Here is a 22,063-nt window from a genome sequence, read left to right on the forward strand (position 1 = left end):
CGCCCGAGACGAAACGCGCCGATCCCCCCCCACACCAACCGCAACACGAAGGAGCAACACCCCTCATGACCGATGCGCTTCTCACCGAGACCCGCGACGACACGACGGCAGCATGGTGGCGACAGGCCGCTGTGTACCAGATCTACCCCCGCAGCTTCGCGGACGCGAACGGCGACGGACTCGGTGACATCCCGGGCATCGTCTCGCGCGCCGACTACCTGCAGCAGCTCGGCATCGACGCGGTGTGGCTGAGCCCGTTCTATCCGTCGGCTCTCGCTGACGGTGGATACGACGTGGCCGACTACCGCGACGTCGACCCGCGCCTGGGCACGCTCGACGACTTCGACGACATGGTCGCAGCCCTGCACGAGCGCGGCATCCGCGTGGTCGTCGACATCGTGCCGAACCACTCGTCGGATCTGCATGAGTGGTTCCAGGAGGCGCTCGCCGCAGGGCGCGGCTCAGCGGCTCGCGAGCGGTACATCTTCCGCGAAGGATCCGGGCCCGACGGCTCGGAGCCGCCGACCGACTGGACCGCCGCGTTCGGCGGTTCGGCCTGGGAGCGGGTCGATGACGGCCAGTGGTTCCTGCACAGCTTCGCCCCCGAGCAGCCCGACCTCAACTGGGACCACCCCGAGGTGCGCGAGGACTTCTTGAAGACCCTGCGCTTCTGGTCGGACCGCGGAGTCGACGGGTTCCGCATCGACGTGGCGCACATGCTGACCAAGGACCTCAGCGAACCGCTGCCGAGCACCGCCGAGCTCGAACTGCTGCCGCACGACGGCAACCACCCGCTGCACGACCGCGACGACGTGCACGAGGTCTACGCCGAGTGGCGTCGGGTCTTCAACGAGTACGACCCGCCCCGCACGGCGGTGGCCGAGGCGTGGGTGAGCACGCCCGAGCGTCGCGCCAAGTACGCGTCGGCAGAGGGCCTCGGGCAGGCGTTCAACTTCGATCTGCTCGTCGCGGACTTCGATGCGACGCAGTTCCGCACGATCATCGCCGACAACCTGGCTCAGTCGGATGCCACCGGTTCGTCGACCACCTGGGTGCTGTCGAACCACGACGTGACCCGTCATGCCACGCGGTACGGGCTCGCTCCACTGGCTGGTCGCACCGGGGTCAAGCAGGGCGTGGAGTGGGTCGCCGCTGGGGGGCCGGAGGATCAGCTCGACCGCGAGACCGGGCTGCGCCGGGCGCACGCCGCCACGCTGCTGCTGCTCGGCCTGCCCGGCAGCACCTACCTCTACCAGGGTGAGGAGCTCGGGTTGCAGGAGGTCGCCGAGATCGACTCGGATCAGCGCCAGGACCCGGCGTTCTTCCGCGGTGCTGTGTTCGACGGTCTCGGACGCGACGGATGCCGTGTGCCGCTGCCGTGGACGGCATCCGGTTCGTCGTTCGGATTCGGTGCCGGCGAGGCGCACCTGCCGCAGCCCGACTGGTTCGCGGAGTACGCGGTCGATGTCGAGGAGGCCGACCCCTCGTCGACGCTCGCGCTCTACCGCGAGGCGCTGCGCCTGAGGCGTGAGCTGCAGACCGGCGAGCGCCTCGAGTGGATCGAGACCGGACGCCCGGACGTGCTGCGCTTCGCCCGCCCGAACGGCTGGCAGATCGTGACGAACTTCGGCTCCGAGCCGTTCGAACTCGGGGCGGATGCTGCGGATGTCGTGCTCGGCGGGGTCGTCGACGGTGCCGTGCCCGGGGACTCGACGGTCTGGCTCGCGCCCGGCCTGATCGGCTGAGGCGTTTCGTCTCGTCGCTGCGCTCCTCGCTCGACGACCGGGGGAATTCCCGGTCGTTGAGCGAGCGCAGCGAGACGAAACGAGGCTGACAAGTGCATCCGATTTGATAATGGTTCTCATTAGCTCGTAGACTGAAGCAATGAAGAAGCCCGTCCTCGCCCTCGCATTCGTCTCCGCCGCAGCCCTCGCGCTCGCCGGATGCTCCTCGGCCCCCGCCGCGGGGGAGGGCGATGCCGACGGCACGATCCAGGTCGTGGCGAGCACCAACGTCTACGGCTCGCTTGCCGCGCAGATCGGCGGCGACCGCGTCGAGGTCGAGTCGATCATCACCTCGGCTTCACAGGACCCGCACTCGTACGAGGCATCAGCCCGTGACCGTCTGACGGTGAAAGACGCCGATCTGGTGATCGAGAACGGCGGCGGCTACGACTCGTTCATCGACACTCTGCTGCAGGATGCCGGTGACGTGCACGTCGTGACGGCCGTCGAGTCGTCGCACGACTACCCGGGCAACGAGGGCCACGCCGACGAAGAGCACTCCGATGAGGAGCATGCCGCCGAAGAAGAGGCTCACGACCACGAGCACGCCGAAGGTGAAGAGGGTCACGATCACATCGAGGGCTTCAACGAGCACGTCTGGTTCGACCCGCACACGATGGTGCGCGTGGTCGAGGCGATCGCCGCCGAGCTCTCGGCGATCGACCCCGACGGCGAGGCCGACTTCACCGCCAACGCCGAGAAGATCACCGCCGACCTCGAGGGCTTCGAAGCCGAGCTCGAGACGATCAAGACGGATGCCGCCGGCGCCGAGGTCATCATCACCGAGCCGCTCCCCGGCTACATCGCGACCGCTGCCGGTCTCACCGACGTCACGCCCGAGGGCTTCGCCGAGTCGGTCGAGGAGGGCACCGATGTCGCTCCCTCGACTCTGCTCGCCACGCTGCAGGAGATCGAGGGTGGAGAGGTCACGGCCGTGCTCACCAACGCGCAGACCGGCGGTGCCGAGACGCAGCGCGTGGAGGATGCCGCGAAGGATGCGGGAATCCCGGTCGTCGCCTTCACGGAGCTCCTGCCTGACGGATCGTCGTACTCTGAGTGGATGAGTGACGCGATCCAGAGCCTCGCCGACGCCCTCCAGTCGTGAGTGGGGACCCCCGACACGATCAGGGACCCACGGGACCAGCCCGAGGCTCTTCGGGTGACGGGCGAGACAGCGACGGCCGCAGGCCGGTGCTCGAGGTGCGCGGTGCCGCCCTCAGCCGCGATGACCGCGAGCTCTGGTCTGGCCTCGATCTGACCGTCGAACCGGGCGATTTCATCGCCGTGCTCGGGCCCTCGGGCTCGGGCAAGACGACGCTGCTGCGCAGCATCCTGGGCCTGCAGCCGCTGTCGTCGGGCACGATCGAGGTCGACGGCGAGCCTGTGCGTAAGGGCAACCGGCGCATCGGTTACATCCCTCAGCAGCGATCGCTCGCGCCCGACACGAGCATGCGCGCGCGTGATCTCGTGGCGCTCGGGGTGCAGGGCAGCCGTTTCGGCTTCCCGATCCCGCACCGCGGCGACAAGGCCAAGGTCGATCAGCTGCTCGCGTCAGTCGGGGCCTCGCACTACGCCGATCGCCGGGTCGGCCTTCTCTCGGGCGGCGAGCAGCAGCGGCTTCGCGTCGGGCAGGCGCTCGCCGACGAGCCCTCGCTGCTGCTGTGCGACGAGCCCCTGTCGAACCTCGACCTCGCGAACCAGGTCGCGGTGACCGACATCATCGACCGTCAGCGGCGCGAGCGCGATGCCGCGGTGCTGTTCGTCACGCACGACGTCAATCCGATCCTGGGGCGCGTCGACCGCATCCTGTACATCGCCGGCGGCCGGTTCGTGCTCGGCACCCCCGAAGAGGTGCTGCAGACCCGCGTGCTCACCGAGCTCTACGGCACACCGGTCTTCGTGCTGCGGGCCGGCGACCGACTGGTCGTCGTCGGGGTGCCGGATGCCGAGCCCCACCACGAACACGCTCACGACCATGACCACGGAGGTGCCGCGTGAACCTCATGGCCGGCATCGTCCAGACGGTCGACTGGAGCGACGTCTTCTCTTTCAGGACTACGGCGACCTCGTGGCCCTGCTCGCCAACTCGATCATCGCGGGCGCCGTGCTCGGCATCGTCGGCGGACTCATCGGCGTCTTCGTGATGCAGCGCGATCTCGCTTTCGCGGTGCACGGCGTGAGCGAGCTGTCGTTCGCCGGTGCCGCGGCGGCGCTGCTGTTCGGCGGCAGCGTGGTGGCGGGATCTCTGGGTGGCGCCCTGATCGCCGCGATCCTCATCGGCGTGCTCGGCGCCAAGGCCCGTGACCGCAACTCGATCGTCGGGGTGCTCATGCCGTTCGGCCTCGGCCTCGGCATCCTGTTCCTGTCTCTGTACGACGGGCGCAGCGCCAACCGGTTCAGCCTGCTGACCGGGCAGATCGTCTCGGTGTCGAGCCCCGATCTCGGCTGGCTGCTCGGCATCAGCATCGTCGTGCTGCTCGGGCTGCTGCTCATGTGGAACCCGCTGCGCTTCGACTCGCTCGACCCCGAATCGGCCGCCGCCCGCGGTGTGCCCACCCGCGCCGTGAGCCTGCTGTTCATGGTGCTGCTCGGCCTGATCGTCGCCGTGAGCGTGCACATCATCGGCGCGCTGCTGGTGATGGCGCTTCTCGTGACCCCCGCCGCCGCCGCGATGCGCGTGACCGCGGGGCCCGTGGCCGTGCCGCTGCTCGCGGCGCTGTTCGGCTTCGTGTCGGCCGTCGGCGGCATCCTGCTCGCGCTCGCCGGCACCCTGCCGGTGAGCCCGTACATCACGACCCTGTCGTTCACGATCTACGTCGTGTGCTGGATCGTGCAGCGCACCCGCGCACGAGTGCGGCGCGTGCGGGGCTGAGGGCAGCTGCCGTTCGAATCGCGCACTGTGCAAGAAATCGGTCGCCGAACCTGCCAGGTGCGCGATTCGAAAGCCCGGGAACCGTTCCCAGGGCCTGACAAGGGCGACGCGCCTAGAATCGACGGTATGGCTCAGCGGAACACCTGGCAGCGCGAACGCGTGCGCGAAGCACTCGCCGACGCGCGCGGCTTCGTCAGCGCGCAGAGTCTGCACGCGTCACTGCGTGACGAGAACACCGGCATCGGCCTGGCCACCGTGTATCGGGCGCTCGCCGGCCTCGCCTCCTCCGGGGATGCCGACTCGCTGCAGAGCCCCGAGGGCGAGGCGCTCTACCGCGCCTGCACCACTCAGGGGCACCACCACCACCTGATCTGCCGCAACTGCGGACTCACGGTCGAGATTGAAGCGACCGACGTCGAGCAGTGGGCGCACCGCACCGCGGCCCTGCACGGGTTCACGGATGCCGCGCACGTCGTCGACATCTTCGGGCTCTGCGCCCCGTGCACCAACAAGCGCGACGCCGAAGAGGCAGCGAACGCGTGACCGCTCAGGCCACGATGCGACCGGGCCACGCGCACGGTTCCCACCGCACGCCAGTCCGCCCGCCGCGCTCGCCCTGGATCGGCGTCGGTCTCGGTGCCGCGATCGTGGCCGCACTGTTCCTGATCGATCGGTTCCTGCCGACGCTGTTCACCGCGAGCCTTCCGGCCAGGGCGCAGGACGGACTCACCCTCGCGCTGAGCGTGCTCATCGAAGCGCTGCCGTTCGTGATCCTCGGCGTGCTGCTGTCGATCGTGGTGCAGGTGTGGCTGCCCGCCGACGTCATCCACCGCTGGCTGCCGAAGCGCGCGTGGGCCCGTCGCGCCGTGCTGTCGCTGCTCGGCATGCTGATCCCGGTGTGCGAGTGCGGCAACGTTCCCTTCGCCCGTGGCCTGATGATGCGCGGTCTCGCTCCCGCCGAGGCGCTGACCTTCCTGATCGCCGCGCCGATCGTGAACCCGATCGTGATCCTCACCACGCACGCGGCATTCGGATTCGACGACGGCATCCTGGTGGCCCGACTCATCGGTGGCTATCTGATCGCCAACCTGATCGGCTGGATCTACAGCCGTCACCCCTCGCCCGACTCGCTGCTCACGCAGCGCTTCGTCGACACCTGCGAGCGCGTGACCCACGAGCCGGGCACTCCGGTGCGTCGCAGCCTGACGCAGTTCCTCGTCGAACTGCGCGCGGTCATGCCGGCGCTGATCATCGGCTCGGCCCTCGCCGGTGCCGTGCAGGTGCTGATCCCTCGCGATGTGCTGCTGGCCATCGGGTCGAACCCGGTGCTGTCGATCGTCGCGATGATGGCCCTCGCGATGACCGTCGCGATCTGCTCGAACGTCGACGCGTTCTTCGCGCTGTCGTTCGCCTCGACGTTCTCGTCGGGAGCCCTCGTCGCCTTCCTGCTCGTCGGCCCTCTCGTCGACGTCAAGATGCTCGCTCTCATGCGCACGACCTTCACCACCCGCACGCTCGCGGGCATCGTGGGTGTGGTCGTGCTCGCCGCCTTCGTGATCGGGATCGGGGTGAACGTCCTTGTCTGAGCATGTCGCCGAGTCTGAACGTTCGGCCCGCCGCCGTGCGCTCGGCAGCCGCTGGCTGGGCATCGGCCTCGCCACGGTCGTCGCCGTCGTGACGCTCGGGCTCGGACTCACGGGCCGGCTGAACCTCTACATCAGCCCCGAGTCGGTGTGGTTCGCGTGCGCGGCAGCCGTGGTGACGCTCGCCGGTGCGATCTGGTCGTGCACGCTGCCGCTCGGCGCCGAGGGCGACCACGGACATGACCACGGTCACGGGCAGGATCAGGCGCACGCCGCCGGTGCGCACCAGGATGCCGCTGAGCAGGACGCTCCGGGCACCCGTCGGCGTCCCCTCGCCCTGGTGGGCACGGTCGCCGGCGGCGTCGTCGCCTCGGGTGTGGTGATCGCCGCCCTCGTGCTGCCGCCCGCCTCGCTGTCGGTCGAGCTCGCGATGTCGCGCGTGGGCGAGCAGACCGCACTGTTCCAGGGAGCAGACGACATCACGCTCGGTGTCGCCGACACGGCCACCTTCGGCGTCGGCGACTGGGCGAGTGTGTTCGCCACCGCGACGAACACCTCGGCGTACGACGGCAAGACGGTCACGCTGACCGGTTTCGTCACTCCGACCGACGACGACGGTGTGAACCTCACACGCATGGTCATCACGCACTGCGTGATCGACGCGCAGCCCGCCACAGTGCCGGTGACGATCGATGCCGGCGAGTTCGACACGGGCCAGTGGGTCGAGATCGAGGGCACGGTCAGGGCGGATGCCGACGGCGCACTGCACGTCGACCCGACCACCGTGACGCCGATCGCTGAGCCCGGGGACCCGTATGAGTACTGACGACGAGCGTCCCGAGACTCCGGCCGTTCCTCGCACCCGCGCCGAGATGCGCGCCGCACGCGACGCAGAGGCTGCGGCCGCCGCCCGCTCGTCGAGCGAGGACGGCGCGTCCCGTCCATTGAGCGAGGACGGCGAAGCCGACGGTGCTTCCCGGTCGCTGAGCGAGGACGGCGGAGCCGACCGAGACGAAACGCGCCCCACTCCGCGTGAGGCCGCTCCGCAACCGGAACCGCGTTTCGTCTCGCCTGCGGCTCGCTCAACGACCGAGGGCGAGGCCACTCCCTCCCGTTCGTTGAGCGAGGACGGCGAGGTCGCTCCCTCCCGGTCGTTGAGCGAGGACGGCGAAGCCGACCGAGACGAAACGCGCCCCACTCCGCGTGAGGCCACTCCCGAGTCGGACCCGCGTTTCATCCCACCTGCGGCTCCCTCGACCGACCCGGACCCCGCCCCCACACCGCCGCGCGACCGCCGCTTCATCGTGGCCCTCGCCGCCGTGCTCGGCATCCTGGTGCTGGTCGGAGCCGGCCTCGGAGTGGTCAGCCTCACGCAGGGACCCCGCATCACCGAGACGCAGGTCGACCCGGCGCAGGCGATCGAGGCGTCGGGCAGCCGCATGATCCTCACCGCGAATCAGTCGCTCACAGCGATCGACGAGTCGCAGGTCACTGTCGAGCCCGCGGTGCCTTTCACTCTCGACGCAGCCGGCCGCGGCATCGGCATCCGCTTCACCGTGCCGCTCGACGACGACACGAAATACACCGTGAGCATCGCCGACGTGCAGGGCGCGGGTGGCGGACCGTCGACGACGCTGACCCAGAGCTTCACGACGCCGGCGTCGAACATCTTCCTGCTGCGCCGAGACGCCGAGGGCGAGGATTCGATCTTCCGTACCGACCTCACCGGCGAGAAGGCGGTCGCGGTGTTCTCGGCAGACAAGATCAACGACTTCCGGGCGACGTCGACGCAGCTCGTCGTCTCGCTCGAGGAGGACGACGGTTCGAAGCTGCTGGTCATGAACCGCGACGGTTCGGAGCAGCGCGAGCTGACCCTGCCCGGCGAGGGCTATGTCGGTGCGATCCAGGTCTCGGAACGTGGCGGCTACGTGGGCTACAGGTATTCCGACAAAGAGCTCAGCGATACCGAGGGCCGCGCGAGCGTGCTCGTGACCCAGTCTCTGAGCGGCGATGACGAGCCGGTGGTCACCGAGGTCGGCGGCGAGGAGGCGAACATCTTCGTCTGGCAGTTCGTGCCCGACAGTGCGGCGGTGCTGTTCATCGACTTCGACGGCGCCCTCTCGCTGGTCGATCGGTCGACGGATGCCGGTGTGCAGTCCCTCGGGCTCGCGACGACCATCCAGGGCATCAGCCGCGGCACGTACACGGCGATCGTCGAGCGTCTCGACGGCTCGGTGGTCGAGTTGAACCTCGCTGACGGATCGGAGCAACCGCTCGCCGCCTCATCGCCCGACTACGGTGCGGCCACGACGATCACGCCGTTCCCCGGCGGCACACTGCGCCACGTCGTCGCGCGCGACGAGAACGGCGTGCCGAGCGGCCAGGCGATCATCAAGGTCAATGACGAGGGCGCGGCGACGCCGCTGGTCGAGGTCGGGTCCACCGACTCGATCCTGCAGGCATGTGCGTCACCGAGCGGACAGTACGCCGCCGTGGTGATCGCGCCGGACCTTGTCGACAACCCCTACGACCAGATGCTGCTGCCGCTGCCCGAGAACATGGAGACGCACCTGATCGACCTGCGCTCCGGTGACGAGCTCGTCGCCCTCACCGGGTTCGACGCCTCGTGGTGCCAGACGGCGCCGCAGTTCTAGACGCCATGTCGTCGGATGCGCTGCACCGCGCGACCCGCGCCGAGCTGAGCGGTCTCGCGGCCGATGTCGCGCCGCTGCTGCTCGGGGCCGAGCTGCGCACGGTGGCGGCCGGGTTCGAGGTGCGTCTGCGCCTGAGCGAGGTCGAGGCGTATCACGGGCACGGGACGGGTCCCGAGCCCGACCCGGGATCCCACGCGCGCATGGGCCGCACGGCACGCAACGCGACGATGTGGGGCGAACCGGGCCACCTGTACGTGTATCTGAGCCACGGCATCCATTCGTGCGTGAACGTCGTCTGCGGGCCCGAGGGGCAGGCCGGCGGAATCCTGATGCGCGCCGGCGAGATCGTCGGCGGGCTGGATGCGGCGGCGGTGCGCCGCGGCGTGGCACCGCCCCTGCGGGCGACCGCACTGCGCGACCTCGCCCGCGGACCGGGGCGGTTCGGCCAGGCGTCGGGGTTGCGGCATCCGATCCATGACGGGATCGACGCGGTCACCGGTGCGGAGTTCGCGGGTGCGACCGCCGAGCTGTGGCTGCGTGACGACCCGGTGCGCGATGTCGCGACCGGGCCGCGGGTCGGTGTCGCCGGCATCGCCGGGACCGAGGCGTTTCCCTGGCGCTTCTGGATCGCGGGCGACCCGACGGTCTCGCCGTTCCGCTGGGGGAGGGGTGCTCAGGCGGCATCCGCCGAGGGCGCCTGAGGCCTGCAGAAACCCGTGGGTCAGGCCGACTCTCTCCACACGACCGGCGTCGGCAGCATGATGCCCGCGCGGGGTCGCTGATCGTCGCGGAGCTGCGCGAGGACGGATGCCGCGGCGGCCGCGCCGAGTCCCTGCGCGGGCTGGTCGACGGTCGACAGCTGTGGGGTCGTGCGGGTGGCCCACGTGCTGTTGTCGAACCCGACGACGCCCACATCCTCCGGAACGCGTCGGCCCGCTTCGCGCAGAGCCCACATGGCGCCGGCGGCGACGGCATCCGATGCGGCGAACACCCCGTCGATGTCGGGCACGCGCTCGAGCAGTCGCGACATCGCGGCGGCCCCGTCGGCGTAGGAGTACAGCGGCACCTCTTCGACGAGGTCCGGATCGAAGGCTGAGCCCAGGGCATCCGTGAAACCGGCGAGGCGGTCGGTGCCCGAGTCGCGGTCGAGGGCTGCGGCGATCATGCCGACGCGCGTCCGTCCCGTCGCCAGCAGCCGTGACGTCACGGCGTGCGCCGCGCCGCGGTTGTCGACGCCGACCCAGGCGGCATCCACGTCAGGCGGGTGTCCGACGTAGGTGACCGGCAGGTCGAGGCGCATGACGGCCTTGGTGATGGGGTCCTGGGCTCGCGCCGAGACGATCACGGCGCCGTCGACGAACCCGCCGTTGAGGTAGCGGGCGACGCGCTCGGTGTCGCGCACCGAGTCCACCACGAGGCACACCATCTGGTAGTCGGCTTCGGACAGCGTCTCGTTCGTGCCGAGCATGATCGCGCCGATGTTGGGGTCTTCGAGGAACAGCGCGTGCGGCTCGTGCACGATGAACGCGATGGCCTGAGTGCGCTGGCGTACGAGGTTCTGCGCGGCGGTGTTCGGCACGTAGCCGACCTCGCGGATCGCGTCTTCGATGGCGGTGCGCGCGGAATCAGACACGTAGCCGCCGTTGATCACCCGGCTGACGGTTCCCCTGGAGACTCCGGCCACGCGCGCCACGTCGTGCACGGTGCTGCGACGACGGGCGGAAGTGCTCATGATCCACAGCCTAGCGACCCGGACTTGACGCGATTCGTCACGACATGCGACGATGTGTGCACGTTCACAGAAATCCCGATCGCTGTTCTCATGCCGCGAACTGTGCACGTGCACACATGATCCGCAAAGGAGCGCCTCGCATGGCCGCCGCAGTGTCCGACCGCATCGCCACCCTCTCCGCAGGGCGCGGCCTCGTCTTCGGATGCGACTACAACCCCGAGCAGTGGGACCGCAGCGTCTGGCCCGACGACGTGCGGCTCATGCAGCAGGCAGGGGTCGGCCTCGTCGCGATCAACATCTTCGGCTGGTCCTCGATCAATCCGGCCAGGGGAGTGTGGGACTTCAGTGCGCTCGACGAGATCATCGCTCTGCTGCACGCCGGTGGCATCCGCATCAACCTCGGCACCGGCACCGCCTCTCCCGCGCCCTGGGTCACCGCCGCGCACCCCGAGATCCTCCCGGTCGGCGAAGACGGCACGGTCTTCCAGCAGGGCGGACGCCAGGGATACTGCCCGAGCTCGCCGATCTTCCGCGCCTACGCCGCCGAGGTCGTCACCCGGGTCGTCGAGCGCTACGGCGACCACCCTGCCGTGTCGCTCTGGCACGTGTCGAACGAGCTGGGCTGCCACAACGCTCTCTGCTACTGCGACACGAGCGCCGAGGCGTTCCGCGGCTGGCTGCGCGACCGCTACGACGACATCGACGCGCTCAACCGCGCGTGGGGCACGACGTTCTGGAGCCAGCGCTACAGCGACTTCGACGACGTGCGCGTGCCCGCCCAGGCGCTCTCGCTGCGCAACCCCGGTCAGATCCTCGACTTCCAGCGGTTCAGCTCCGACGAGCAGCTCGCGCTCTACCGCGCCGAGGCCGCGATCCTGCGCGCGCGCAGCGCCGTGCCGGTGACGACCAACTTCATGGTCACCGCGCACATCCGCAACCTCGACTACTGGACGTGGGCGGGCGACATGGATCTGATCGCCAACGACCACTACCTCGACCGTCGCCTCGACGACGCGCGGGGTGAGCTCTCGTTCGCCGCCGACCTCACCCGCGGTCTCGCCCAGGGTGCGCCCTGGCTGCTGATGGAGACCTCGACCGGTGCCGTGAACTGGCAGCCATATAACCTCGCCAAGGCCCCGGGTGAGCTGCAGCGCAACATCGCCGCGCACGTCGCCCGTGGCGCCGACGGCATCTGCTTCTTCCAGTGGCGCGCGTCGACCCAGGGCGCCGAGAAGTACCACACGGCCCTCGTGCCGCACGCGGGTGAGGACTCCGACCAGTGGCGCGAGGTCGTCGAGCTCGGCGGTCTGCTCGAGCGCCTGGGCGAGGTCGCCGGCACCCGTGTCGCCGCCGACGCCGCGCTGTTCTTCTCGTGGGAGAGCTGGTGGGCCGCCGAGAACGAGGGTCGCCCGAGCGAGGCGCTCACCTACCTCGGCCAGGTGCACGCCGCCCACGCGGCGCTGGCCGATGCCGGTGTCACCACCGACGTCGTGCGCCCCGGCGGCGATCTCGACGGCTACCGACTGCTCATCGTCCCGGCGCTGCACCTCATCAGCGATGCGGATGCCGCGGCGATCGCCCGCGCTGTCGAGAACGGCGCGATCGCGCTGATCACCTTCTTCAGCGGCATCGTCGACGAGGAAGACCGGGTTCGCACCGGCGGATACCCCGGCGCGTTCCGCGACCTGCTCGGCATCCGCTCTGAGGAGTTCGCGCCCCTGCTTCCCGGGGAGACCGTGTTCCTCACCGACGGCACGAGTGGATCGGTATGGGCCGAGCGACTCAAGACGACGGATGCCGAGACCGTGGCGTCGTTCGCCGACGGCCCCGCCGCAGGCGGCCCCGCGCTCACCCGTCGCGAGGCGGGGAAGGGGGCGGCCTGGTTCGTCGCCACGCAGCCCGACCGCATCGCCTACCGAGAGCTGATCGCCCGCCTCGCCTCGGACGCGGGCATCGCGACGCACGCGGGGGCGAGCCGCGACGTCGAGGTCGTCCGTCGCTCGGGGGAGAACGGCAGCTACCTGTTCGTCATCAACCACGGCGACTCCGCCGCCGAGGTCGTTGCCACGGGGCACGACCTCGTCACCGACGCACCCGCCACCGGCTTCGTCCCGGCCGGCGGAGTCCGCATCATCAAGGAGGATGTATGACCACCACGCTCACCGCTCCGGCGGTCGGCTCGGCGCCCCCGGCGCCCGGTCGCCGCCGCCGCATCCCGCACAAGGGCGCGATCGCGTTCCTCCTCGTGCCGTTCGGCGTGCTCTTCGCGCTGTTCTATGTCGTGCCCATCGCCTACGCGTTCTGGCAGTCGCTGCTGGTCGTGAAGCGCGACGGCACCTTCGGCAAGGCCGAGGAGGTGTTCGGCGGCCTCACCCAATACGTGCTCGTGTTCCAGAACGAGGCGTTCTGGGCCTCGATGGGGCGGATGCTGATGTTCGGCGTCGTGCAGGTGCCGGTCATGCTCGGCCTGGCCCTGGTCTTCGCCCTGCTCCTCGACTCGCCGCTCGTGCGCGGCAAGCGCTTCTTCCGCCTCGCGTTCTTCGTGCCGTACGCGGTGCCCGGTGTGATCGCCGCCATCATGTGGGGCTCACTGTTCTCGCCCAACCTGTCGCCGTTCACCGCGATCACGAAGAACATCGACTTCCTCGGCGCCGACCTGGTGCTGTGGTCGATCGCCAACGTCGTCACCTGGGTCTATGTCGGCTACAACATGCTGATCATCTACTCGGCGCTGCTCTCGATCCCCCAGGAGCTCTATGAGGCGGCCATCCTCGACGGCGCCGGGCAGTGGCGCATCGCCTGGTCGATCAAGATCCCACTGGTGCGGCCCGCGATCGTCATGACCGCGATCTTCTCGATCATCGGCACACTGCAGCTGCTCGCTGAGCCTCAGGTGTTCCGGTCGTTCAGCTCGGCGGTCACCAGCACCTTCACCCCGAACATGACCGTCTATGCCACGGCATCCATCCCGAACACCAACCTGGCGGCCGCCTTCTCAGTCGTGCTCGCCGTGACGACGTTCGTGCTGTCGTTCGGATTCATGAAGTACATGCAGCGCAAGGAGCAGAACGCATGAGCACCATGACGATCGTCGCCCCGGGTCGCGCGTCGAAGCGCGGCACCGCCACGGGCGGAAAGGCCGCTCGCGAATCGGGCATCTCGCGCACCGCCGCGATGCTGATCATGGCCGTGTTCACGGTCTACTTCCTGCTGCCGCTGTGGTGGCTGCTCGTCGCCTCCAGCAAGGAGACCGGCGACATCCTGACCACGGCTCCGCTGTGGTTCGCCGACTTCCACCTGTTCGACAACATCGCCGAGCTGTTCACCTATCGCGACGGCATCTACCTGCGCTGGCTCCTGAACTCGGTGCTCTACGCCGCGCTCGGCGGGGCGATCGCCACGCTGCTCGCAGCCATGGCCGGTTACGCGCTGGCCAAGTATCGCTTCCCGGGTCGCGACATCATGTTCGACATCGTGCTGGGCGGCGTGCTCGTGCCTGCGACCGCCCTCGCGCTCCCGCTGTTCCTGATCTTCAGTCAGGCACAGCTGACCAACACGTTCTGGTCGGTCTTCCTGCCCTCGATCGTGAGCCCGTTCGGGGTGTACCTGGCGCGGATCTTCGCCGCCTCCTCGGTGCCCGATGAGCTGCTCGAAGCCAGCCGCCTCGACGGCGCGGGTGAGATCCGCACGTTCTTCACGGTCAGCATCCGTCTGATGACCCCGGCGCTCGTGACGATGTTCCTCTTCCAGTTCGTGGCCATCTGGAACAACTTCTTCCTGCCGATGATCATGCTGCGCAGCGAAGAGCTCTTCCCCGTCGTCTTCGGTCTCTACAACTGGAACAACCAGCTGAACCAGTTGCCCGAACTCCGCGGTCTCGTGCTGATCGGCGCTCTGCTGTCGGTCATCCCGCTGATCGTGACCTTCCTCCTGCTCCAGCGCTTCTGGCGCAACGGACTGGGCGCCGGCGCCCTGAAGTGAGCAGGCCGCCGCGCGGTTCGACCGCGCGGCACCGCACCACCCCCACCCACAGCACCACACGCACCACATCGCATCCATGAAAGGGATCGAAATGCATTCGAAGAAGAAGGCAGCGGCCGTCATCGCCATCTCGGCGTTCGCGCTCGCAGGCTGCTCCGCCGGCGGCGGAGACAGCACCGGCGGCGATGCAGCCGCCGCATGCACCCCGGCTGACGGCGACGTCACGCTCGAGTTCACCTCCTGGATCCCCGGCATCGAAGACGTCGTGAAGATCTGGAACGACGCCAACCCCGAGATCCAGGTGAAGGTGCAGACCGGCCCGAACGGCAACGGCGGCACGTACCAGAACTTCTTCAACCAGATCAAGGCGGGCGACGCCCCGGACCTCGGGCAGATCGAGTACGACGCCCTGCCGAACTTCCTCGTGCAGGACGGCGTCGAAGACCTCAGCGCGTGCGAAGACGTCGTCGCCGCCGAGGACCAGTTCGTCGACTGGGCCTGGGGACAGGTCACGCTCGGCACCGACAGCGTCTACGGCATCCCGCAGGACACCGGCCCCATGGCGCTGTTCTACCGCGCCGACCTGTTCGAGCAGAACGGCATCGCGATCCCCACCACCTGGGACGAGTACCGTGAGGCCGCCGTGAAGGTCCGCGAACTCGGCGGCTACATCACCAACTTCTCGCAGTCCGACATCAACCAGTTCGCCGGCTTCGCCTGGCAGGACGGCGCGCAGTGGTTCTCGAGCGACGACGCCGGATGGACCGTGACCGTCGACGACGACGCCACCACCACGGTCGCCGAGTTCTGGCAGAGCATGCTCGACGACGACCTCGTCGCGACGGTTCCCGCCTGGACCGACGAGTGGAACAACGCCTACAACTCGGGTGAGGTCTGGACCTGGAACTCCGCCGTCTGGGGTGCCAACTCGATCTCGAGCGGCGCCCCCGACACCGCGGGCAACTGGGCCGTCGCACCGCTGCCGCAGTGGGAGGCCGGAGCGACGGCCGCCGGCAACTGGGGCGGATCGTCGACCGCCGTCCTCAAGGGCAGCGAGCACGTCTACGAGGCGACCAAGTTCGCGCTGTGGCTCAACACGTCTGACGAGGCGCTGACCGCGCTCGCCGAGGCAGCCAACCTCTACCCGGCCACGACCGCAGGCCTGACCCTGCCGGTCTACGCCGAGGGCGTGGACTTCTACGGCGGCCAGAAGATCTACGACGTGTTCGCCGAGGCGGCCACGCAGGTCTCGCCCGACTTCGCGTGGGGCCCGACCATGACGCAGACGTACGCCGACGTCTCCGACGGCTTCAAGGCCGCGGTCTCGGGCAGCGGCACCCTGCTCGACGCGATCGAAGAGGGGCAGACGTCGACGATCGACGCCCTCAAGGCGGCGTCGATCCCCGTCACCGAGTAACCACTCGGCATCAGCACTATCCTGCGAGGCCCACCCGTATGCTCACGGGTGGGCCTCCCTTCTCGTCTGGAGCGGCAATGAGCGAACTCGTCCATCTGACCTCGGCCGGCGTGAGCGTCGTCATCGACACCGACGGTGCGCGTCTGCTGCACTGGGGTGCCGAGCTCGCCGACGCCGACCTCGAGGCCCTGCGCGTGTCGTCGACGGGATCGGTCACGTTCAGCTCGTTCGATGCGCCACGCACCGTCCCGCTGCTCGCCGTCGAGGCAGACGGGTGGTCGGGAGCCCCGGCGCTCGCGTGGCATCGCGGCGGGCAGCACAGTGCACCCCTGCTGCGGTTGGTGGGGTGGGAGTCGACGCCCTCGACGCTGCGAGCCCGGTTCGAGGATGCCGGGGCGGGCGCCGCGGTCGTGCTCGATCTCGCGCTGGATGCCGGCGGGGTGCTGACCGCGCAGGTCGCGGTCACGAGCACCGCATCCGCCGACGAGCCGCTCGACCTGCTGGCCGCGCGGGTGCTGATGCCCATCCCCGCGTACGCGACCGAGGTGCTCGATCACACCGGACGCTGGACGGGTGAGCGCCACCCGCAGCGCGGGCCCCTGCGCCACGGCGCGCACCTGCGACAGGTGCGTCGCGGACGCGGCGGCCACGATTCCCCCTACCTCACGGTCGTCGGAGTCGACGGGTTCGGCTTCCGTCGCGGCGAGGTGTGGGCCGCCCACGTCGCCTGGAGCGGCGACCTCGAGGTCGGTGTCGAGCGGCTGCCCGAGGGTGCAGGCGTGCACGGCGCGGTGCTCGGCGGCGGCGAGCTGCTGCTGCCGGGTGAGATGCGTCTCGCGGCGGGGGAGACCTACACCTCGCCGGTCGTGTACCTGGCCTACGGCGAGAGCGGGCTGGATGCCGTCTCGAGCCGCCTGCACCGCGCCGCACGGGCGCTGCCCGGCCACCCCTCGACGCCGCGCCCGCTCGTGCTGAACACCTGGGAGGCCGTGTACTTCGACCACGACCCGGCGAAGATCCGCGCGCTCGCCGAAGCCGGAGCATCCGTCGGGGTCGAGCGGTTCGTGCTCGACGACGGCTGGTTCACGGGACGCCCCGACGACCGCTCCGGGCTCGGAGACTGGTTCATCGACCGTGAGAAGTGGCCCGACGGGCTCCGTCCGATCGCCGACCACGTGCACGGACTCGGTATGCAGTTCGGCCTGTGGTTCGAGCCCGAGATGGTGAACCCCGTGTCCGAGCTCGCGCGACAGCATCCGGACTGGATCCTGCAGGCGTCGGCGGACTCGGCGACCTGGCGGCACCAGAACGTGCTCGACCTCACGAATCCGGATGCCGCGGCCTTCGTGCTCGAGCGGATCAGCGCGCTCGTGGCCGAGGTCGGCATCGACTTCATCAAGTGGGATCACAACCGTGACCTGCACGCCGCGGTGTCGCCGCTCACGGGGCGTGCGTCGGTGCACGCGCAGACCGCGGCGTTCTACGCGATGCTCGACGCGCTGCGCGAGCGGCATCCCTCGCTCGAGATCGAGTCGTGCGCGAGCGGAGGTGCCCGCGTCGACCTGGGCGTGCTGAGTCGCACTCAGCGGGTGTGGGCCTCGGACTCGAATGACCCGGTCGAGCGCCAGCGCATCCAGCGGTGGACGGGCACGCTCGTGCCCCCCGAGGTCGCGGGTTCACACGTCGGGCCGGCGATCGCCGAGACGACGCATCGCGCGGCATCCCTGCCGTTCCGTATGACCACGGCCCTGTTCGGCCATGCGGGCATCGAGTGGGACATCACGCTGTGCACCGATGAGGAGCGCGAGGCGCTGTCGCGATGGACGGCCCTCTACCGCGAGCTGCGGCCGCTGCTGCACGGCAGCGTCACGGTGCGCTCCGACGAGGTCGACGACGAGACGCTGCTGCACGGGGTGGTCGCGCCCGACGGGTCTCGCGGAGTGTTCGCCTGGGTGCGGCTCGGCACCTCGGTCGACGGGTTCACGCCACGCACCCGCATCCCGGGGCTGGATGCGCCGGCTCGATACCGCCTTCGGGTGCGCGAGGATCTCGGTCAGGTGTCGCGCCATCAGGTCGCCGACCCCGGCTGGGTCGAGATGGGGATCGAGGCGTCGGGGGCGTTCCTGGAACGCATCGGAGTGCCGCTGCCGCTGCTGGCGCCCGGGGCCGCGCTGCTGGTGGACGCCGTTCGGGTGTGAGCCTCTCTCGTGCTAGACTGACTCTTTGTCTGCGCACACTCCTGTGCGCAGTTCGCATGCTGTTCTCCTTCTGGGCCCTGAGCTCGTCGAAGAGGATGGCGTGCAGACAAGGGATCTTGGGTGGGGCCGTCCGGCCTCACGGTATAGAAGGAGTCACCATCATGGCAGCAGTGTGCCAGGTGACCGGAGCTGTTCCCGGCTTCGGTCACAACGTCTCGCACTCGCACCGCCGGACGAAGCGCCGCTTCGACCCGAACGTGCAGAAGAAGACCTATTACGTCGCTTCGCTCGGTCGTAAGATCACGCTCAACGTGTCCGCCAAGGGCATCAAGGTGATCGACGTCCGCGGCATCGAGAACGTGGTCAAGGACCTCCAGGCGAAGGGTGTGAAGCTCTAATGGCCAAGAAGGCTCAGGACATCCGTCCGATCATCAAGCTGCGTTCGACGGCAGGTACGGGCTACACGTACGTGACCAAGAAGAACCGCCGCAACACCCCTGACCGCCTCGTGCTCAAGAAGTACGACCCGGTCGTCCGTCAGCATGTCGAATTCCGAGAGGAGCGTTGATCAATGGCTAAGAAGAGCAAGATCGCTCGCAACGAGCAGCGCAAGGTCATCGTCGAGCGTTACGCAGAGCGTCGCGCCGAGCTGAAGAAGACCCTGGTCGACCCGAACGCCACCGACGAGGCCCGCGAGGCCGCACGCGTCGGCCTGCAGAAGCTGCCGCGCAACGCGTCGCCGGCTCGCGTGCGTTCGCGCGACGTCATCGACGGCCGCCCCCGCGGTGTCCTCACGAAGTTCGGCATCTCGCGTGTCCGCTTCCGTGACATGGCACACCGTGGCGAGCTGCCGGGTGTCACCAAGTCGAGCTGGTAAGTCTCAGCAGACAAGCCTGAAGGGGCGAGGATCTTCGGATCCTCGCCCCTTTTGCGTGTCTGGGGGTCTTCACCCGCAACGTTGTCGCCCCGTGGGGCGGACTTCTCCCTGTGGGGCGGACCTTTCGCGCAGCATCCTCCGCCCAACGAGGAGTTCTCCTCCCTATAGGTGCTCCTGCACATGTGAGGTGAGACCGATGCTTCCCACCAGCCGCCGGGTCCTGGCGATGGTGAATGCCGCTGGCACTGCGTGAGCTGGGCATGATCGGCGGATGGATGTCGTACTCGCACTTTCTGAGAGGCAAGGGATCGCCCGCATTCGAACGCTGCGCCGATCGGGGGTCACGGAATATGACGTGAAAAGAGCCGTCCGGAGCGGCGAGGTCATGTCGGTGTGCCGAGGCTGGGTGGCACTCCGTGATGCTGACCCGATGCTCGTGGCGGCTGCCAAGCGTGGCGTCGTGCTCAGCTGCATCACACTGGCGAAGCGGAAGGGGCTGTGGGTCACCTCTACCGGCGAACCGCACGTGGCGGCACCGTCGAAGTCCGGTCATGCGAACACAGTTCGCGGCGTGGTGCACTGGAGCGTCCCGATCTTTCCGCGAGATCCCGATCGGCTCGAGGATTCCATCGAGAACGCGTTGATCCTCGTCGCTCGATGTCAGCCGCACGAGGACGCGCTCGCGACGTGGGAGTCCGCACTTCGAAAGCGCCTGGTCGACCTGGACGTGCTCGTGAGGGCTCCGCTACCGCCTGCGGCAAGGAGGCTGCTGGAGGATGCGCGACCATTTGCGGATGCCGGAACCGAGACGATCTTCCACACGAGGCTTCGATGGCTCGACCTGTCGATCACTCCGCAGGTCTGGGTGTTCGGGCATCACGTCGACTTCCTGGTGGGGGAGCGGCTCGTCATTCAGATCGACGGCGGCCATCACGTCGGACCCCAGCGGTCGAGCGACATCGAGCATGACGCAGAGCTGACTGTGCGCGGCTATCACGTGATGAGGATCAGTTATCACCAGCTCATGAACGAATGGCCTGCCGTGCAGAACAGGATCCTGGCCGCCATCGCTCAACGCCTTCATCTTGCGGCGTGACTCAGTGTCTCGGTCGCGCCTCGTCGGGCGGAGATCGCCCCGTCGGGAGGAGGATCCCCGCTCAGACATCCGCCCAACAAGGACATGTCCGCCCAACGGGGTGAATCCGGTGCCGGTGCCGGTGCAGGTGCGGGTGCAGGTGCGGGTGCAGGGGATGCGGATGGGGTGGTGGGCACCCCGGGCATCAGGCGACGGATGCCGTCGAGTGCGCGACGGCCCAGGTGAGGGCGTAGTCGGCGATCTCTTCCCAGCCGTCCTGGCTGACGAGGCGGTGGGTGCGGCCGGCGTACTCCTTGCGCTCGACGATCGCGGGGCTGCCGGTCGAGTGGTACTTCTTCTCGATCGCGCGGACGATGGTCGGCGGCACCACGTGGTCGATCTCGCCGGCGATCAGCAGCAGGGGAGCGCGGTCGGTGCGGGCGTAGTCGACGTGCGTGACGCCGCCCTTCTCGTTCAGCACCGAGGTCACGCCCTCGAAGAACACCCGGTTGTAGGAGTTGACGGCGTACTCCTCCCACAGGGCGTCGGATGCCGCACGCGACAGGTCGTTGCCGAACGTGAAGTGGAAGTGGCGCTTCGAGAGCGGCTTGGCGCCGTTGCGGCCGAACGGGTTCGACAGGATCGGCGTGCCGGTCCACAGGGTCGAGAGCGGGAGTGCGGTGACGCCGGCGGTCTGTCCGGGGGCGACGCCGACGTAGGCGGCGCCGAGTCCGCGGTCGGCGAGCATCTGGGTGAGCACCCCGCCGAAGGAGTGGCCCATGATGATCGGCTTCACCGGGAGCTCGCGGATGATGCGCTCGTAGTGGTCGGCGATCTGCTTCAGTCCGATGCCCTCGAGGGCCGACGGGTCGCGGCGGATGTCTTCGACCGAGCGATCGTCGATTCCGGGCCAGCCGGGGACGATCACCTCATGGCCCTGTGCGCGGAAGCGCTCGGCCCAGGTGTTCCAGCTCGCAGGCGTCATCCAGAGTCCGTGGATCAGGACGATCGGGGTCTTGTCGGTGCTGCTCATGGTCTCTTCTCCTGTTTCTGCCCCGCCGTCTGCGAGTGCGTTATGGTGATAATAGACCGAACGTTCTATCTACCGCAATCTATTCCCGAAAATCGCTTTCGGATGACACGATGAGAGGGATCACCATGAAGACCACGACTCCCACCCCCGCTCCGACGTCGATGACGACGTCGACGACGACGCCGCCGAAGCGGCCGAGCGCCGCGCGCACCCGATTGATCGAGAGCGCGACCCGGCTCTTCTACGAAGAGGGCATCCACGCGGTCGGTGTCGACCGCATCATCGACGAAGCGGCGGTCACGCGGGCCACTCTCTACAAGCAGTTCGGCGGCAAGGAGAACCTCGTTCTCGCCTACCTCCGCAACGAAGACGAGATGCTCCGCGCGATGTTCGCCGACGCAGGAGCCGCCGTGGCCTCACCGATCGGCCTCGTCGACGCCGTCATCGACGGAATCGCGGCGGACATCCGCCTGAGGCACACCCGCGGATGCCCGTTCATCAATGCGGCCGCCGAGTATCCGGATGCCGACGGCGCCGTGCGGCAGCTCATCGACGAGCATCGGGAGTGGTTCCGATCGACGCTGCGCGCGGTCGCCGAGGGGGCAGGTCTCGACGAGCCCGACGACGTCGCGGCATCCCTCGTGCTTCTGCGCGACGCCGCCCTGGTGGGCGGATATCTCGACGGCGAGGGGCGCGTCAGCCCGGCGTTCGAGCGCACGGCGCGGGCCGTGGTCGCCGCTCATCGGCCGGTCTAGAGGGCGCAACAGGCGCCACTTTCGTCACATCTGCACCACGACACGCCAAGGAATAGCCCAAAACCCGCGAAATGACGCGGAAATGTCGGTCAGCGTTGATAC

General features: G+C 68.8%; 21 protein-coding genes. 19 read left to right on the forward strand and 2 right to left on the reverse strand.

Annotation, left to right across the window (positions count from 1 at the left end; genetic code table 11):
• Positions 1-65 precede the first annotated feature (65 nt).
• The 9 genes from ACZZZN_RS16275 to ACZZZN_RS16315 all read left to right on the forward strand — a co-directional run bounded on the left by ACZZZN_RS16275 (position 66) and on the right by ACZZZN_RS16315 (position 9,594).
• A complete protein-coding gene (locus ACZZZN_RS16275; protein WP_463506170.1) occupies positions 66-1,745 on the forward strand; it encodes a glycoside hydrolase family 13 protein in 1,680 nt (559 codons plus the stop codon).
• 139 nt (positions 1,746-1,884) lie between these two features.
• Complete coding sequence (locus ACZZZN_RS16280) at positions 1,885-2,889, forward strand: metal ABC transporter solute-binding protein, Zn/Mn family (RefSeq protein WP_463506171.1); 1,005 nt, start codon at positions 1,885-1,887, stop codon at positions 2,887-2,889.
• Between the two features lie 86 nt (positions 2,890-2,975).
• Complete coding sequence (locus ACZZZN_RS16285; protein WP_463506172.1) at positions 2,976-3,782, forward strand: metal ABC transporter ATP-binding protein; 807 nt, start codon at positions 2,976-2,978, stop codon at positions 3,780-3,782.
• A complete protein-coding gene (locus ACZZZN_RS16290; protein WP_463506173.1) occupies positions 3,760-4,656 on the forward strand; it encodes a metal ABC transporter permease in 897 nt (298 codons plus the stop codon). Before ACZZZN_RS16285 ends, ACZZZN_RS16290 begins: the two co-directional genes overlap by 23 nt.
• A gap of 126 nt (positions 4,657-4,782) precedes the next feature.
• Positions 4,783-5,199 carry a Fur family transcriptional regulator gene (locus tag ACZZZN_RS16295; RefSeq protein ID WP_201470676.1) on the forward strand — a complete coding sequence of 139 codons (417 nt, stop codon included), beginning with the start codon at positions 4,783-4,785 and terminating at the stop codon, positions 5,197-5,199.
• A gap of 14 nt (positions 5,200-5,213) precedes the next feature.
• Positions 5,214-6,242: a permease gene (locus tag ACZZZN_RS16300; protein WP_463506613.1), complete on the forward strand. Its 1,029-nt coding sequence runs from the start codon at positions 5,214-5,216 to the stop codon at positions 6,240-6,242.
• Positions 6,235-7,065, forward strand: a complete 831-nt coding sequence (locus tag ACZZZN_RS16305; RefSeq protein WP_463506174.1) for a TIGR03943 family putative permease subunit — start codon at positions 6,235-6,237, stop codon at positions 7,063-7,065. Before ACZZZN_RS16300 ends, ACZZZN_RS16305 begins: the two co-directional genes overlap by 8 nt.
• On the forward strand, positions 7,055-8,893 hold the full coding sequence (locus tag ACZZZN_RS16310; protein ID WP_463506175.1) for an Ig-like domain-containing protein: 1,839 nt from the start codon (positions 7,055-7,057) through the stop codon (positions 8,891-8,893). Before ACZZZN_RS16305 ends, ACZZZN_RS16310 begins: the two co-directional genes overlap by 11 nt.
• A 5-nt stretch (positions 8,894-8,898) precedes the next feature.
• Positions 8,899-9,594 carry a DNA-3-methyladenine glycosylase gene (locus ACZZZN_RS16315; RefSeq protein ID WP_463506176.1) on the forward strand — a complete coding sequence of 232 codons (696 nt, stop codon included), beginning with the start codon at positions 8,899-8,901 and terminating at the stop codon, positions 9,592-9,594.
• A 20-nt stretch (positions 9,595-9,614) separates the two neighbouring features.
• On the opposite strand, the gene ACZZZN_RS16320 is transcribed toward ACZZZN_RS16315, so the two are convergent.
• Positions 9,615-10,625 carry a LacI family DNA-binding transcriptional regulator gene (locus ACZZZN_RS16320; protein WP_463506177.1) on the reverse strand — a complete coding sequence of 337 codons (1,011 nt, stop codon included), beginning with the start codon at positions 10,623-10,625 and terminating at the stop codon, positions 9,615-9,617.
• Positions 10,626-10,765: 140 nt separating this feature from the next.
• Between ACZZZN_RS16320 and ACZZZN_RS16325 the strand changes: the two genes are divergently transcribed.
• From ACZZZN_RS16325 to ACZZZN_RS16365, 9 genes are all read left to right on the forward strand, one after another.
• Positions 10,766-12,775, forward strand: a complete 2,010-nt coding sequence (locus ACZZZN_RS16325; RefSeq protein WP_463506178.1) for a beta-galactosidase — start codon at positions 10,766-10,768, stop codon at positions 12,773-12,775.
• The gene (locus ACZZZN_RS16330) at positions 12,772-13,701 is read left to right on the forward strand and encodes a carbohydrate ABC transporter permease (RefSeq protein ID WP_463506179.1); all 930 of its coding nucleotides are present in this window, start codon (positions 12,772-12,774) and stop codon (positions 13,699-13,701) included. The genes ACZZZN_RS16325 and ACZZZN_RS16330 overlap by 4 nt, the downstream gene beginning before the upstream one ends.
• A 5-nt stretch (positions 13,702-13,706) precedes the next feature.
• Positions 13,707-14,606, forward strand: a complete 900-nt coding sequence (locus ACZZZN_RS16335) for a carbohydrate ABC transporter permease (protein ID WP_463506614.1) — start codon at positions 13,707-13,709, stop codon at positions 14,604-14,606.
• 91 nt (positions 14,607-14,697) lie between these two features.
• Entirely contained in the window at positions 14,698-16,023 is a 1,326-nt protein-coding gene (locus ACZZZN_RS16340; protein WP_463506180.1) for an ABC transporter substrate-binding protein, read from the forward strand.
• A 77-nt stretch (positions 16,024-16,100) separates the two neighbouring features.
• Positions 16,101-18,221: an alpha-galactosidase gene (locus ACZZZN_RS16345; RefSeq protein WP_463506181.1), complete on the forward strand. Its 2,121-nt coding sequence runs from the start codon at positions 16,101-16,103 to the stop codon at positions 18,219-18,221.
• A gap of 161 nt (positions 18,222-18,382) precedes the next feature.
• Entirely contained in the window at positions 18,383-18,619 is a 237-nt protein-coding gene (gene rpmB / locus ACZZZN_RS16350; protein ID WP_194762288.1) for a 50S ribosomal protein L28, read from the forward strand.
• Positions 18,619-18,789: a 50S ribosomal protein L33 gene (gene rpmG / locus ACZZZN_RS16355; protein WP_194762289.1), complete on the forward strand. Its 171-nt coding sequence runs from the start codon at positions 18,619-18,621 to the stop codon at positions 18,787-18,789. Before rpmB ends, rpmG begins: the two co-directional genes overlap by 1 nt.
• Before the next feature lie 3 nt (positions 18,790-18,792).
• A complete protein-coding gene (rpsN, locus tag ACZZZN_RS16360) occupies positions 18,793-19,098 on the forward strand; it encodes a 30S ribosomal protein S14 (protein WP_017829734.1) in 306 nt (101 codons plus the stop codon).
• Positions 19,099-19,504: 406 nt separating this feature from the next.
• Positions 19,505-20,194, forward strand: coding sequence for an endonuclease domain-containing protein (locus ACZZZN_RS16365; protein ID WP_463506182.1), 690 nt, complete (start codon positions 19,505-19,507; stop codon positions 20,192-20,194).
• Positions 20,195-20,378: 184 nt separating this feature from the next.
• Here ACZZZN_RS16365 and ACZZZN_RS16370 read toward each other — a convergent pair whose 3' ends face one another.
• Positions 20,379-21,206, reverse strand: coding sequence for an alpha/beta hydrolase (locus tag ACZZZN_RS16370; protein WP_463506183.1), 828 nt, complete (start codon positions 21,204-21,206; stop codon positions 20,379-20,381).
• A 125-nt stretch (positions 21,207-21,331) separates the two neighbouring features.
• Here ACZZZN_RS16370 and ACZZZN_RS16375 point away from each other — a divergent pair, with 125 nt between their 5' ends.
• A complete protein-coding gene (locus tag ACZZZN_RS16375) occupies positions 21,332-21,961 on the forward strand; it encodes a TetR/AcrR family transcriptional regulator (protein WP_463506184.1) in 630 nt (209 codons plus the stop codon).
• Positions 21,962-22,063 lie beyond the last annotated feature (102 nt).

It is taken from the genome of Microbacterium sp. AC145, assembly GCF_979258505.1.